This window comes from Rhizobium rhododendri, from assembly GCF_007000325.2.
GTDB lineage: Bacteria > Pseudomonadota > Alphaproteobacteria > Rhizobiales > Rhizobiaceae > Rhizobium > Rhizobium rhododendri.
This window is the reverse complement of record NZ_CP117267.1, coordinates 844,892-859,281: the sequence shown is the minus strand read 5'-3', so window position 1 is coordinate 859,281 and position 14,390 is coordinate 844,892. Positions and strand designations below refer to the sequence as shown.

The following is a 14,390-nucleotide window of genomic DNA, read 5'->3' as shown; positions in this document are numbered from 1 at the left end:
CCCCTGTTTGTCTGCGTTGGACATCAATTTGACGAAGAAACTGTCACAGTCAATCACATTGAATCGAAATTGCCCAATTCATTCAATACCTCAGACGCGAGTCCTCGCGTGATGCGGGTGCCTCGTGACAAGGCCAGGCGATCCAGCCGGTCGACAATGGTCTGGGCGGCGCCAAGCGAACGCTCCATGCGGCCGACGATATAGAGAACCAATTTGTCATCGATATAAAGCTGGCGGTCGGCGAACAGCTTGACGATGACCTGCGACAGCAACTCCTCATCGGGCTCGCCGATCTCGACTGTCGTTGCCGCCTTGAGACGCGAGATCAGGTCCGGAAGTGTCACCGGCCAGGAGATCGGCCACAACCGGCTGGTGATCATCAGGCTGGTGCGGTTTTCGCGGACACTGTTGATAACATGGAAGAGTTCGGTGTCGTCGAAGCCCGCCCTGTCCGCATCCTCGAAGATCACCGGTCCCGCAGCCGCTGCAAGCGCGGCATTGGCGCCCTTGACGGGGTGGATCTCGACGGCGCCGCTCTGCTCGCGCCAGATGCTGGCGAGATGGGATTTGCCTGAGCCGACGGGGCCAGCCAGGATCACCACAGGCGACGGCCAGGCGGGCCAGCTGTCGACGATGGCAACGGCTGCCTGAAGCCGTGCGGACACGCGCAGGTCGTCGCGGCCGCTGGCGGCATCGTGAACGAATGCCAGCGGCAGCTGCTCGGCGCCGCGGCGCCTCGGATCAGCCTTCCTCACATCGCTCATGGTCGCTTTATTTCTCGATGTTGCTGTCGATAACCTTGCGCGCCGGCAGGATCAGCTTGCGTCCATGGTAAAGGTCGCTCTCAAGATACCGCGAAAGGGCGAAGCGGACAAGCACGCCACAGGCGGCCGCTGCCGGCACTGCGATCAGCAGGCCGACGAAGCCGAACATGATGCTAAAGGCAAACAGCGCAAACATCAGCCACACCGGATGCAGGCCGACGCTCGAACCGACCAGCTTCGGCTGCAGGATATTCCCCTCCAGAAACTGGCCAGTGAAGAAGACGGCCAGCACCAGCGCGATCCAGGGGTAGTCGGGCCAGAACTGCACCAGCGCGACACCGGCTGCGAGAAACAGGCCAACCAGCGAACCGACATAGGGGATGAAGCTGATCATGCCCGCGAACATGCCGATCAGCAGGCCGAAATTCAGGCCGACCAGCGACAGGCCGACGCCGTAGTAGACGCCGAGAATGATGCACAGCGAGCCCTGGCCGCGTATGAAGCCGGCGATTGCCTGGTCGATCTCGCGGGCGATCTGGCGGACGGAACCGACATGCTCGCGTGGGATCCAGGCGTCGACCTTGGCGATCATGCGATCCCAGTCGAGCAGCATGTAGAAGGCGACGACGGGTGTGACGACCATCAGCGAGACGATATTGACCAGCGCTTTGCCGGAACTCCAGATCTGCCCGAACAGCCCGGCAACGAAGCTGACGCCATCCGACATGATCGTCGAGATGTTGTCCTTGATCGTGCCTGCCTGATTGCGGATCCACTGCGGTACGATCGAATTCTGCGTATTGGTGATGAACTTCTGGAACTGCTCTACGTAGCCCGGCAAATGCTGCAGGAAGTCGTTGAACTGGTTGACGATGATCGGAATCAGGATCGTCAGCGCCAGCGCAAAGATCAGCACGAAAACGACGAGGATGACGAGGGTCGCCATGGTCCGGCTGAGACCGCGCCGCTCAAGCCAGTCGGCGACCGGATCGAGAAAATAGGCGATCGCCATGCCGGCGATGAAGGGCAGCAGGATCGAGCTGAACAGGAAAAGGAAGGCAATGAAGAAAGCCAGGATCGCGAGCCAGAAAAAGACCTGCCGCTTCAGATCGGTGACGCTCGATGGTTGTTGCTCCATGATATTCCTGATCTTTGCTGCTGGTGACGTTGAATTAGCACATAGGATAGCCGCTCAACTAGCGTCAAGATGATAACGGGCAATGGCGGGATCGGCCGACGGTCGGTGAAAATCGGGGGTTTGATCGCCAACGCCTTGCATAAAGAGACTTGCCATGCAATGGCGACCCGGTCAAAACCCTATTGCCAGGGCGCAAGAGCGCCGACCGGAGACGCAGCATGAGCCAGTCGGGAAAAAACGGCCTTACCTATAGCGACGCAGGCGTCGACATAGATGCCGGCAACCTCCTCGTCGAGAAAATCAAGCCGGCGGTGCGCTCGACGCGCCGGCCCGGTGCGGATGGCGAAATCGGCGGTTTCGGCGGCCTTTTCGACCTGAAGGCCGCAGGCTTTACCGACCCGATCCTGGTCGCCGCCAATGACGGCGTCGGCACCAAGTTGAAGATCGCCATCGACGCCAATTATCACGACACCGTCGGCATCGATCTTGTCGCCATGTGCGTCAACGATCTGGTCGTCCAGGGGGCCGAGCCCTTGTTCTTCCTCGATTATTTTGCGACCGGCAAACTCGACACGGACCAGGGAGCAGCCATCGTCGAAGGCATCGCTGCCGGCTGCCGCGAGGCAGGTTGCGCGTTGCTCGGCGGCGAGACCGCCGAAATGCCCGGCATGTATTCCGACGGCGACTACGATCTGGCGGGCTTTGCCGTCGGTGCTGCCGAGCGCCACCAGTTGCTGCCGACGCGCGACATCGCCGAGGGCGACGTCATTCTCGGCCTTGCCTCCTCCGGCGTCCATTCGAACGGCTTCTCGTTAGTACGCAAGATCGTCACGCTGTCCGGCCTCGCATGGGATGCCCCTGCCCCGTTTGCCGAGGGAAAGACCCTCGGCGAGGCGCTGCTGACGCCGACCCGCATCTACGTCAAGCCGCTGCTGAAGGCGATCCGCGAGACCGGTGCGCTGAAGGCGCTGGCTCACATCACCGGCGGCGGCTTTCCGGAAAACATACCGCGCGTACTGCCGAAGAACCTTGCCGCCGAGATCGATCTTTCCGCCGTCAGGGTGCCGCCCGTCTTCTCGTGGCTGGCCAAGACCGGTGGCGTCGAGGCGAACGAGATGCTGCGCACCTTCAACTGCGGCGTCGGCATGATCGTCGTCGTTGCCGAAGAGAATGTCGATCGCGTTACGAAAGCCCTCGAGGCTGAAGGCGAAAGCGTCATCGTTCTCGGCCGGATGATCGCTCGTGCCGAGGGCGCGGCAGGCACCGTCTACAAAGGAACCCTCGCCCTATGAGCGAAACGCGCAAACGCGCCGTCATCTTCATCTCCGGCACCGGTTCCAACATGATGTCGCTGATAAAGGCGGCACAGGCGCCTGACTATGCTGCCGAAATTGTCGGCGTCATTTCCGACCGGGCCGAGGCTGCTGGCCTTGCCAAGGCACAAGCGGAAGGCATCCCGGCCTTCGCCATCCCGCGCGGTGATTTCAAAAGCAAGGAAGCCCATGAAGCGGCAATCCTTGAGCGGCTCGACGAGCTTCAACCAGACATCATCTGCCTTGCCGGCTACATGCGGCTTCTGACCGGCGATTTCATCAAGCGCTACAAGGGACGGATCATCAATATCCATCCCTCCCTGCTGCCGCTGTTTCCCGGCCTGAACACCCACCAGCGGGCGCTGGACGCCGGCATGAAGATCGTCGGCTGTACCGTGCATTTCGTCACCGAGGGCATGGATGAAGGCCCGGTCATCGGCCAGGGTTCTGTCGCCGTACTGGTGGACGATAATGCCCAGACGCTGGCCGCGCGGGTGCTCACCATCGAGCACCAGCTCTATCCCCTCGCACTCAGGCTGATTGCCGAGGGCAAGGTGCGGATGGAAAAAGGCGTCACCGTCACCACCAACGAGGCCGGCGGAACGCTGATCCCTCCGGCTCTCAAGAAACTGATCGCCCTGCTGGTCGACCCAGACAAGGCCTGAAAGGCAGTCTTCCGGCGATCAGGCGACCAGCGCCGGATGCAGATGCAGCGGGTGCAGCGTGCCGTCGCTGTAAACCACGCGGCCATTGCGGAATGTTGCCCGGACACGCGGCACGGCGCCGGGCTCCACGGCGATCAGATCGGCCTTCTGTCCGACAGCGATCTCTCCCCGGTCCATCAGGCCTGCTGCACGCGCCGGATTGCGGCTCGCCATTGCAACGGCTGCAGGAAGGTCGCCCTCCAGCGCATCGGCAATCTTGAAGGTCGCCGACAGAAATGCGGCCGGATGATAATCGGCAGCAATGATGGTCAGCAGCCCGGCGCGGGCGGCATCGAGCGCACTGAGGTTGCCGATCATCGACAGGCCACGCAGCGCATTCGGGGCACCCATCAGCGTCCACAGCCCGAGCCGACGGGCTTCCTCTGCAGCTTCGAGCGTCACCGGAAACTCGCTGATGGTGATGCCGAAACCGTTCATCTCGACGACTTTGGCGGCACTGTCGTCATCATGGGAGGCGAGCGAGATACGGTGCTTCATTGATAGATCGGTGATCTCGCGCAGCCGCTTGTCAACCTCGGGATTGTTGCGGCGTTCCATGCGAAGGGCGACGACTTCGGCCGCAGCCTCCGCCGAAATGCCCCTCTGCGCCGACATCCGCTCCATATAGGCTTCGACGTCGTTGTATTGACCCTGGCCCGGCGTGTGGTCGGTCAACGACACCATGTCGATGAGGTCGTCCTCGATGAGCTTTTCGAGCACCGGCGAGGCTGCAAGGTTGGTGATCTCGTAGCGGGCATGAACGCGATGATCGACCAGCAGGCCGGCCTTCAGCCGGTGGATGCCTTCGATGATGGCACGCGTATTTTCCAACGAGCGGATATGGCCGTAGACGCTCTCGGTCGCGAATGACAGCGCGGCGTAGGCCGTGGTGATGCCCGAGGCCGCCAGTTTCTTGTCAAGTTCGTGGATGCCGAAATCGATCGGCATCATCGCATTCGGCCGCGGCGCGATCTCGCGCTCGATCATGTCGCCGTGCAGGTCGACAAATCCGGGCATCAGCAACCGCCCGCCGCCCTCGAAGGTGGCCTCCGCCACAGGTTCTGCCCTGATCTCGGCAATCGCCCCGTCGTCGATCCGGACGGCGCCTTTGTCGATCACTTCATCGGCAAGGACGAGTTTGAAATTGTTGAGCCACATGGGAACCTCCTTGGCGTATGCCGGCGTATCAAGGCGCAGCCCTTAACCGTGGTCGATGACCGTTGCATGAACGTCGGCGACCGAATGAGCGGGAGCGCTCAGGCGAGACGGTCGCGGTTCAACCCAGCCCATTGCAGCAGCATGATCGTCTTGCCGTCGATGATGGCGCCGGTCTCTATCATCGACAGTGCCTCCGATAGCGGCACTTCCATGACCTCGATATCCTCGTGCTCCTCGACCAGTCCACCGCCTTCCGACAAACGATCGCCGGTGTCGATGACGGCAGCGAAGAAGTGGACGACCTCGGTCACTGCACCCGGTGCCATATAGGCCTTGAACAGGAACCTGACGTCGCGCACGTGATATCCGGTTTCCTCCATCGCTTCTCGGCGAATGGCTGCTTCCGGCTCCTCCCCGTCGAGAAGACCGGCCGGCGTCTCTATCATCCAGCCGGCATCGCCGTTCAGATGGGCGGCAAGGCGGAACTGGCGGACGAGAACGACAGTCTCCTTGTGGGGATCGTAGAGCAGGATCGTGGCCGCAGGGGTGCGATGGTAGATCTCGCGCTTCAGGCGGTGGGTCGCGCCATCCGAGGCGGTGTAGTCGATGTCGTAGCTGCTGAGCTCGGTCCAGCCCTTCGACAGCGTGGTCTGCGCGACGATTGCCACGCCGGCTTTCTCAAATTTCGTCATTGGACATCCCTGCGCAGCCAGACCTTGTTGTCGTGGACGGCAGCGCCGCCATAGGGCGCGACAGGATCGGCCCCGGTCAGGACATTGATGCCCTCGCCGTCCACATGTGCGCTGTTCGGCCAAAGCCCCTCGGCGATCAGCACGCCGGGCTTGACCTCGGTGGTGATGCGGGCGTGAAGGCGGATGTCGCCCCTGACATTGCCGATACGCACGAGGTCACTATCGGCGATGGCATGCGCTTCGGCATCGCTCGGATTGATCATGACTTCCGGGCGACCTTCCTTCTGTCGCGAGGTCTTGGTCTCGGCGAAGCTGGAATTCAGGAAGTTTCGGGCCGGCGATGTCGCCAGCCGGAATGGATGCTCTGCATCCGCGACCTCGATCACGTCGACCTGATCGGGAAAGGTCGGCAATTCCGCATGCGGGCCGAGCAGGCCGATCGATTTCGGCGGACGGTTCGGCGCCGGCTGGTTGCTCCAGTCCGGCCGGAAGCGGAACTTGCCGTCGGGATGGGCAAAGCCGTCGATGAAATGCGCCTTGTCGAAATCCGGCTGGCGATCGAACCATTTGTGCTCGAGAAAATAGTCGTAATCCGGAAGATGGCTGTCGGCGAGGATGCGGTCGACCATCTCGCGGGCCGTGAAGCCGAAACCCGGGCGGTCGGCGACGCCGAGGCGCTTGGCCAGTTCCTCGATCACAAAGAGGTTGCTGCGCACCGTTTTCGGCGGCTCGACCAGTTTTGGGCCGAGCAGGATGTGGTTCTGGCCGCCGGCACGGTAGATGTCGTCATGCTCGACGAACATCGTCGCCGGCAGGACGATATCGGCCATCGATGCGGTGTCGGTCATGAATTGCTCGTGGACGGCGACAAACAGGTCGTCTCGGGCAAAGCCGCGCTTCACCAGCCGCTGCTCGGGCGCGATGTTGACGGGATTGGTGTTCTGGATCAGCATCGCGGTCACCGGGCCGCGATGGCGAAGGGCTTCGGCATCGCCCGTCAGCGCCCGGCCGATCTGCGACTGATCGATCATCCGGATATCCTCGTCCTTCATGGCGCGGCCGGTCAGTTCGGCGCTGCTCATCTGGAAGATATCGCTGTTGGAATGGAAGGCGCCGCCGCCCTCGTATCGCCAAGAGCCGAGTACGGTGGCGATCGAAGCTGCCGCATGCATGGCGATGGCGCCATTGCGCTGGCGGGTAAAGCCGTAGCCGAGGCGGAAATAGGACTTCTTCGTGCGGCCGACGAGCGCACCGAAAGCCTCGATCTCCTCGACCGTCAGACCGGTGATGTCGGCGGCCCATGCCGGGGTGCGGGTCTTCAGATGTGCCTCGAGGCCCGCCGGATCGTCCGCGTATTTCGCCATATAGGCGCGGTCGGCATAGCCGTCACGGAAGGCGATATGCATGACCGCGCACGCAAGGGCTGCGTCGGTGCCGGGCCTGACGATCAGCGCAAGATCGGCCTGCTTCATCGTCGGATTGTCGTAGATATCGATGACGACGATCTTGGCGCCACGTTCCTTGCGCGACTTGATCGCGTGGGTCATGACATTGACCTGGGTGACGACAGCATTGGTGCCCCAGATGACCACGCAATCGGTACGCCCCATCTCGCGCGGGTCGGGACCGCGCAACACGCCGGTCGCCATGGTGAAGCCGGTCCAGGCCGGGTTGGTGCAGATCGACGAGAAGAACCCGGAATAGCGCTTCGCGTGGCGCAAACGCTCGATCGAGTCGCGCTGCACCCAGCCCATCGTGCCGGCGTAGAAATAAGGCCAGATGGCTTCGCTTCCGTCCTTCGCCTCTGCCTTGACGAAGGCGTTGGCGATCTCATCCAGCGCGTCGTCCCAGGAAATGTCTCCCCATCGCCCTTCGCCCTTAGCGCCCAAGCGCCGGACAGGCTTCATCAGCCGATCGGGATGGTACAGCCGCTCGGCATATCGGGCGACCTTGGCGCAGATGACGCCTGCGGTATAGGAATGATCGCCGGCCCCGCGAACGCGGCCGATGCGGCCGTCCTCGGAAATCTCGATGTCGAGGGCGCAAGTGGACGGACAGTCGTGCGGACAGGCCGTGTGGCCGATTCTCGCTTTTGCCGGAATGGGGGTCGCAATGTTCATCGCAACTGTATATTTCAAGGCGAGGCCGGCAAAAAGAGCAAAACCGGTGCATCGCAACATTTCATGCAGGCATCACCGAAAATGAATTATCGGCACATCTACCATGCGGGCAATTTCGCCGATGTCTTCAAGCACGCGGTCCTGGCTCGGCTTGTCCGCTACATGCAGACGAAAGACAAGGCCTTCCGGCTGCTCGACACTCATGCCGGTATCGGCGTTTACGATTTGTCGTCGGAGGAAGCCCAGAAGACCGGCGAATGGCTGGATGGCATCGGCCGGGTTATGGCCGCGGACCTGCCAGCGCAGGCAGCGGAACTGCTCGAGCCCTATCTCACCGCCGTCAATGCGCTCAATCCTGACGGTGGCCTGCAATTCTATCCCGGCTCGCCGAAGCTGGCGAGCCTGCTGTTCCGGCCGCAGGACCGCCTGTCGGCGATGGAACTGCACCCGGAAGATGCGAGCCGGCTGCACCGGCTGTTCGAGGGCGACCACCAGGTGCGCGTGACGGAACTCGACGGTTGGCTGGCGCTCGGCGCCCACCTGCCGCCGAAGGAAAAGCGCGGCATCGTGCTGGTCGACCCGCCATTCGAAATCGAAGGCGAATATGACCGGCTGGTCGACGGACTGGCGCGCGCCTATCGCCGCTTTCCGGGCGGCACCTATTGCCTATGGTATCCGCTGAAGAAGGATGCGCCGATCAAGGCGTTTCACGAGGCGCTTCAGGCGCTCGAGATCCCGAAGATGCTGTGTGCCGAACTTGCGGTGCGCACCGAACGCGATTTCACCGGATTGTCAGGCTCCGGCCTGATCATCGTCAATCCGCCCTTCACGCTCAAGGACGAGTTGCACGCCCTGCTGCCGGTGTTGAAGGATATCCTTGCGCAGGACCGTTTCTCCTCAAACCGGGCCTTCTGGCTGCGCGGCGAGCAACCGAGCCGCAAGCCCGATGCCAACGAAGACATCTGAGAGTTCCCCTTCCCGTTTTGGAAAGACAACCATGAAGCTTCTCTGCTCGTCGACATCGCCGTACTCGTCCAAGGTCAGGATGGCGGCACGCTATCTCGATATCAAGCTTACAGAAATCAGCGTCGACACCAATGCCGGGCCTGCAATTCTCCTCGACAACAACCCGCTCGGTAAAATTCCCACACTGATTACCGACGACGGTCTTTCCGTTTTCGACAGCCGTGGCATCAACCATTATTTCGGCCGCATGGAAGGCAAGCGGCTTTATCCCGGCAGCCAGACCAAGCGCACCAAGGCCGATGTCCTCGAGGCTCTTTGCGACGGCACATGCGACTGCCTGCTGTCGATCATCTACGAGCGGCGGTTCCGCACGGAAGAGAAGGTGTTCCAGCCGTGGATCGACCGCCAGTGGGCCAAGGCCCAGCGAGCGCTTACCTACCTCAACGAAGACACGCCGAAGATCGGTCGCAAGCTGAACGGCGGCCATTTTGCCATGGCGGCAATGCTGGGTTACCTACAACTGCGATTCGCCGGCGAGTGGGAAGACGATCACAAGGCACTGGTCTATTGGCTGCGAGACTTCGAAAAGCGCTTTCCGGCATTTCCGGAACTGAAGCCGCAGTAGGAGGCTTTGACGCCGCCGCTCCGGTCAAGATTGGCTGGTGCGATAGCAAACGGCAGGGTTTCGTTGCCGACCTCGCCTTTCTACAGGCCTAGAAACGAAAAAAGCCGGGACGAACCCGGCTTCTTCCGTAACATCAGACCAAGTCTTAGAACTTGTAGCCGATACCGACCTTGACGCTATTTTCGTCGTAGCCGCGCGATACGCTGCCGGAGTCGAGATCGAAGTTCTTCTTGCCGTAGTCGGTGTAGCGATATTCGAGGCGGGCAGAGATGTTGTTGGTGACCATCGTTTCGGCACCAGCACCAACCGTCCAGCCAACAGCCGTCTTCTTGTCAGAAGAAGTGTCGTCAGACATCTTGTTCTGGCCAGCAGCAACACCGGCCGTGCCGTACAGCATGAAGGGGTTGAAGTCGTAGCCGAGGCGAGCGCGAACCGAACCGTTGGTTTCGTTCTTGCCTGTGATGCCGTTCTTCGTGCTGTCGGCGCCGGAGTAACCTACGTCACCTTCGATACCGTATACGATCTGGCCGTCCTGCCAGTTGTAGCCCGAGTAGACCTGGCCGCCAAAAGCGTCAGCGCTGCCGCCCTGGCCCTTGATCTTGCCCATGTTGTAGGTGCCAGCCGCGCCGAGGTAGAAGCCGGCCCAGTTGCTGACCTGGGGAGCGTCCTGAGCGACGGGAGGCTGAGGAATCTGTTCGACAGCGTCGGCAGCCATTGCAGCCGAGAAACCACCGATAACGAAAGCCGAAGCCATGAGGGTCGTGATGATGTTACGCATACTTTTATTCTCCTAATAATCTCGTTCCGTCGCCTACTGTCCTGGCGTTCGAACGGTCCGAGCAATTCCTGGATATTCCCTCCCGGATGACTGTAAATTGGAATGCAATTGCGGATTTGGAAGAGCTAAATTGTGAAATCATTGTGGCAACCGAATGGCTGAAATTCGATGTTGCTTTAACGCCACAGGACAATCGTTAACCATAACAAATTATTAAAGAGACTATACTTAATTTTATTCAAATATATCTCAAGATCTACATAGAAGATTTGTCTCCCCTGCCCCTGCATCGGAGTGGCTTCCTATGGTCTATCGGCTCCCTATATAAGTGCTAATCCGACCAACGCAGTGAAAAGGCGACATTTTGACCGATAACAAACTCCGAACCGCGCTGATCACCGGCGCATCCCGCCGGATAGGCAGTGCAATGGCCCGGGATCTCGCGTCTAACGGATTCAATATTGCAATTCACGCAGATACATCGATGGTCGAGGCGGAAGCCCTGGCGGCGGAATTGAGGCTTGACGGCATCAAGGCAATTGCCGTCAAGGCCGACCTTCAAAATAATTTCGAGGTCTCGACCCTTGTCGAACGGACGGTTTCGGCTCTCGGGCCACTGGATCTGCTGATCAACAATGCCTCGACCTTCCGCTCGGACACGGCAGACGCTTTCGATGCGGAGGCGTTTGAGGCGCATTTCGCCGTCCATGTGCGGGCACCCTCCATCCTGGCGGCTGAATTTGCCCGACAACTCCCGGACAGCGTACCCGGCTTGATCGTCAACATCATCGACCAGCGGGTCTGGGCTCTCAATCCGCGTTTCTATTCCTACACGCTTTCCAAGGCGGCTCTCTGGACGGCCACTCAAACCCTCGCCCAGTCTTTTGCGCCGCGAATCAGGGTCAACGCAATCGGGCCGGGCCCGACGCTCGCCAGCAGCCGGCAGGCGCCGGAGGATTTCCAGGCGCAGATCGACGGGCTGTTGCTGAAGGCAGGCCCGGGGCTCGACGAATTCGGCCGGACGGTCCGCTTTCTTTTTGACACGCCTTCGATCACGGGCCAAATGATTGCCCTGGATGGAGGCCAGCACCTGGCCTGGGAGACGCCCGACGTGCCGGAGACCGCTGAATGAATGCCAGAAAGCTGCCCGAGGGCGGCGTTCTCTACGACGAATCGGACGATACCGACGATGACATCGAGGTCGAGGGCGGCGGCATCGCCGTCCCTGCCCTGACGGTGGCCGTCGACTGGAACGAAGGCGGAAAGAACGAGACCGGGCTGAAGGGCGCCGAGCTCATCGGCGAGTTCGTCAAGCGGCTGCCGAATGCCCCGGGCGTCTATCGCATGTTCAACGAGGCGGGCGACGTGCTTTATGTCGGCAAGGCCCGCAGCCTGAAGAAGCGCGTCAGCAACTACGCTCTCGGTCGTGGCCACTCGAACCGCATCGCCAAGATGATCCGCGAGACGGCGAACATGGAGTTCGTTACGACCCGCACCGAAACAGAAGCGCTGCTGCTGGAAGCCAACCTCATCAAGCGGCTGCGCCCCCGCTACAACGTGCTGCTGCGCGACGACAAATCCTTTCCGTATATCCTTATTACCGGTGATCATCGGGCACCGGCGATTTTCAAGCATCGTGGCGCGCGCAGCCGAAAGGGCGCCTATTTCGGCCCCTTTGCCTCAGCCAGCGCCGTGGGGCGGACGATCAACTCGCTGCAGCGGGCCTTTCTGATCCGCACCTGTACGGACAGCGTCTTCGAGACGCGCACCCGGCCCTGCCTGCTGCACCAGATCAAGCGCTGTTCCGCTCCCTGCACCCACGAAGTCAGCGACGACGGCTATGGCGAACTGGTGCAGGAAGCCAAGGATTTTCTCTCGGGCAAAAGCCAGAACGTCAAATCGCATATTGCCGATGCGATGAACTTGGCGGCCGAGAACCTCGATTTCGAAAGTGCAGCCGTCTATCGCGACCGGCTTTCGGCTTTGTCGCATGTGCAGAGCCATCAGGGCATAAACCCGGCCGGCGTCGAGGAAGCGGACATCTTCGCCATCCACCACGAGGGCGGCATATCCTGCATCCAGGTGTTCTTCTTCCGCACCGGCCAGAACTGGGGCAACCGGGCCTATTTTCCGCGCGCCGATCCGTCTCTGTCAGGCGCCGAGGTACTGAATTCGTTCCTCGCGCAATTTTACGACGACAAGCCGGTGCCGCGCCAGATCCTGCTGTCGGAGACCGTCGAGGAAATCGAGCTTCTGGCAGCCGCGCTGTCGGAAAAGGCCGGTTACAAGATCGCCATTCTGGTGCCGCAGCGCGGCGAGAAGAAGGACCTGGTCGACCACGTCGTCGGCAATGCCCGCGAGGCGCACGGTCGCAAGCTGGCCGAGACCGCCTCGCAGTCGCGGCTGCTCGAAGGCTTCAAGGAAACATTCAAGCTGCCCTATGTGCCGCAGCGCATCGAGATCTACGACAACTCGCACATCATGGGCACCAATGCCGTCGGCGGCATGGTCGTCGCCGGACCGGAAGGTTTTGTCAAAAGCCAGTACCGCAAGTTCAACATCAAATCGACGGAGATCACCCCCGGCGACGATTTCGGCATGATGCGCGAAGTGATGATGCGGCGTTTTTCGCGCCTGTTGAAAGAGGAAGGCCTGCCGGACCGGACCAAGGCGATCAGCGAGGATGCGGCCGACCTGCCCTTCCCAGCCTGGCCCGACGTCATCCTGATCGACGGCGGCCAGGGACAGATGACGGCGGTGCGCGCCATCCTCGACGAACTCGGCATCACGGACAGCGTCATTGCCATCGGTGTTGCCAAGGGCGTCGACCGCGAGGCGGGCAGAGAGCGATTCTTTCCGCCGTCCGGCGATAACTTCGCCCTCCCACCGCGCGACCCGGTTCTCTATTTCATCCAGCGCCTGCGCGACGAGGCGCACCGGTTTGCGATCGGATCGCACCGGGCACGCCGCAAGAAGGAGTTCGTCAAGAATCCGCTCGACGAGATCGGCGGTATCGGACCTTCGCGTAAACGCGCATTGCTGCAGCACTTCGGAACCGCAAAGGCCGTGTCGCGGGCAGGATACACCGACCTGCTCGCCGTCGAGGGGATTTCAGAGACCGTGGCGAAGCTCGTCTACAATCACTTTCACGACGACGCCGCGAAATAAAAGCGGCAGGTCGCAAATTCTACGCAATGACGGCGGAAAAACTGAAACAATATTGACGCTATAGAGCAATGACCGTCATTCTACCCGGACGCTCCAAACGAAACGATTTTCATGGCATCGCGCGCATATAACATTCCGAATCTCCTCACCTACGGACGCATCCTGGCGGTGCCGCTCATCGTCATCTGCTTTTTCGTCGAGGGAAAGCTTTCGATCAGCAACACGGCGCGCTGGGTCGCGCTATGGATCTTCATCATCGCCTCGATCACCGATTTCCTGGATGGTTATCTGGCGCGGATCTGGAACCAGACATCGAATATCGGCCGCATGCTCGATCCCATCGCCGACAAGCTGCTGATCGCCTCGATCCTGTTACTGGTCGCAGCCGACCAGACGATTGCCGGCTGGTCGCTGTGGGCGGCGATCATCATCCTCTGCCGCGAAATTCTGGTGTCGGGACTGCGTGAATATCTGGCGCAGTTGAAGGTCAGCATCAGCGTGCCGGTGACGCGTATCGCCAAATGGAAGACGACGGCGCAGATGGTGGCCATCGCCTTTCTGCTGGCGGGCCCCGCCGGCGAAGAAATCCTCCCGCACACGACTCAGATAGGCATCGCGCTGTTGTGGATTTCGGCGATCCTGACGATCTATTCCGGCTACGACTATTTCCGCGTCGGTCTGAAGCACATCGTGGACGACGAGGGATGACCAAACTCGTCTATTTCGCCTGGGTGCGCGAACGGATCGGCCGGGGCGAGGACGAACTGGTTCTTCCCGCCGATGTGATTACCGGTGCCGATCTCCTCAATCATTTGAAGACGCTGGGCGAAGAGTACGAGATGGCATTGGAATTTCCGGATGCCATCCGAATTGCCGTGAATATGGAACATGTCGAGCATGACGAGAGCATCGTCGGCGCGCGGGAGATTGCTTTGTTTCCGCCGATGACAGGCGGCTGACGGGG

The 14,390-nt window shown here is 60.9% G+C and carries 14 protein-coding genes; 8 read left to right on the top strand and 6 right to left on the bottom strand.

What is annotated here, in order from left to right; translation table 11 throughout:
* Positions 1 to 53 precede the first annotated feature (53 nt).
* Both hdaA and PR018_RS04260 read right to left on the bottom strand, forming a co-directional pair.
* Entirely contained in the window at positions 54 to 764 is a 711-nt protein-coding gene (gene hdaA, locus PR018_RS04265) for a DnaA regulatory inactivator HdaA (RefSeq protein WP_142829628.1), read from the bottom strand.
* Between the two features lie 7 nt (positions 765 to 771).
* Positions 772 to 1,902: an AI-2E family transporter gene (locus PR018_RS04260; RefSeq protein WP_142829630.1), complete on the bottom strand. Its 1,131-nt coding sequence runs from the start codon at positions 1,900 to 1,902 to the stop codon at positions 772 to 774.
* 218 nt (positions 1,903 to 2,120) lie between these two features.
* Between PR018_RS04260 and purM the strand changes: the two genes are divergently transcribed.
* Entirely contained in the window at positions 2,121 to 3,194 is a 1,074-nt protein-coding gene (gene purM, locus PR018_RS04255) for a phosphoribosylformylglycinamidine cyclo-ligase (protein ID WP_142829632.1), read from the top strand.
* Complete coding sequence (gene purN / locus PR018_RS04250) at positions 3,191 to 3,880, top strand: phosphoribosylglycinamide formyltransferase (protein WP_142829634.1); 690 nt, start codon at positions 3,191 to 3,193, stop codon at positions 3,878 to 3,880. The genes purM and purN overlap by 4 nt, the downstream gene beginning before the upstream one ends.
* An 18-nt stretch (positions 3,881 to 3,898) precedes the next feature.
* On the opposite strand, the gene PR018_RS04245 is transcribed toward purN, so the two are convergent.
* The 3 genes from PR018_RS04245 to PR018_RS04235 all read right to left on the bottom strand — a co-directional run bounded on the left by PR018_RS04245 (position 3,899) and on the right by PR018_RS04235 (position 7,949).
* Positions 3,899 to 5,077, bottom strand: coding sequence for an alpha-D-ribose 1-methylphosphonate 5-triphosphate diphosphatase (locus tag PR018_RS04245; RefSeq protein WP_142829636.1), 1,179 nt, complete (start codon positions 5,075 to 5,077; stop codon positions 3,899 to 3,901).
* Positions 5,078 to 5,175: 98 nt separating this feature from the next.
* On the bottom strand, positions 5,176 to 5,769 hold the full coding sequence (locus PR018_RS04240; RefSeq protein WP_142829638.1) for an NUDIX domain-containing protein: 594 nt from the start codon (positions 5,767 to 5,769) through the stop codon (positions 5,176 to 5,178).
* Complete coding sequence (locus PR018_RS04235; RefSeq protein WP_142829640.1) at positions 5,766 to 7,949, bottom strand: molybdopterin-containing oxidoreductase family protein; 2,184 nt, start codon at positions 7,947 to 7,949, stop codon at positions 5,766 to 5,768. The genes PR018_RS04240 and PR018_RS04235 overlap by 4 nt, the downstream gene beginning before the upstream one ends.
* Positions 7,950 to 7,970: 21 nt before the next feature.
* Between PR018_RS04235 and PR018_RS04230 the strand changes: the two genes are divergently transcribed.
* The gene (locus PR018_RS04230; protein ID WP_142829642.1) at positions 7,971 to 8,855 is read left to right on the top strand and encodes a 23S rRNA (adenine(2030)-N(6))-methyltransferase RlmJ; all 885 of its coding nucleotides are present in this window, start codon (positions 7,971 to 7,973) and stop codon (positions 8,853 to 8,855) included.
* A 31-nt stretch (positions 8,856 to 8,886) separates the two neighbouring features.
* Positions 8,887 to 9,480 (top strand): glutathione S-transferase family protein, encoded by a 594-nt coding sequence (locus PR018_RS04225; protein WP_142829643.1) that lies wholly within the window; start codon positions 8,887 to 8,889, stop codon positions 9,478 to 9,480.
* A gap of 145 nt (positions 9,481 to 9,625) precedes the next feature.
* On the opposite strand, the gene PR018_RS04220 is transcribed toward PR018_RS04225, so the two are convergent.
* On the bottom strand, positions 9,626 to 10,258 hold the full coding sequence (locus PR018_RS04220) for an outer membrane protein (protein ID WP_142829644.1): 633 nt from the start codon (positions 10,256 to 10,258) through the stop codon (positions 9,626 to 9,628).
* Between the two features lie 364 nt (positions 10,259 to 10,622).
* On the opposite strand from PR018_RS04220, the gene PR018_RS04215 reads away from it, so the two are divergent.
* From PR018_RS04215 to moaD, 4 genes are all read left to right on the top strand, one after another.
* Positions 10,623 to 11,390 carry an SDR family oxidoreductase gene (locus PR018_RS04215; RefSeq protein ID WP_142829645.1) on the top strand — a complete coding sequence of 256 codons (768 nt, stop codon included), beginning with the start codon at positions 10,623 to 10,625 and terminating at the stop codon, positions 11,388 to 11,390.
* On the top strand, positions 11,387 to 13,426 hold the full coding sequence (uvrC, locus tag PR018_RS04210; RefSeq protein WP_142829646.1) for an excinuclease ABC subunit UvrC: 2,040 nt from the start codon (positions 11,387 to 11,389) through the stop codon (positions 13,424 to 13,426). Before PR018_RS04215 ends, uvrC begins: the two co-directional genes overlap by 4 nt.
* 111 nt (positions 13,427 to 13,537) lie before the next feature.
* The gene (gene pgsA, locus PR018_RS04205; RefSeq protein ID WP_142829648.1) at positions 13,538 to 14,134 is read left to right on the top strand and encodes a CDP-diacylglycerol--glycerol-3-phosphate 3-phosphatidyltransferase; all 597 of its coding nucleotides are present in this window, start codon (positions 13,538 to 13,540) and stop codon (positions 14,132 to 14,134) included.
* Entirely contained in the window at positions 14,131 to 14,385 is a 255-nt protein-coding gene (gene moaD / locus PR018_RS04200; protein ID WP_142829650.1) for a molybdopterin converting factor subunit 1, read from the top strand. The genes pgsA and moaD overlap by 4 nt, the downstream gene beginning before the upstream one ends.
* Positions 14,386 to 14,390 lie beyond the last annotated feature (5 nt).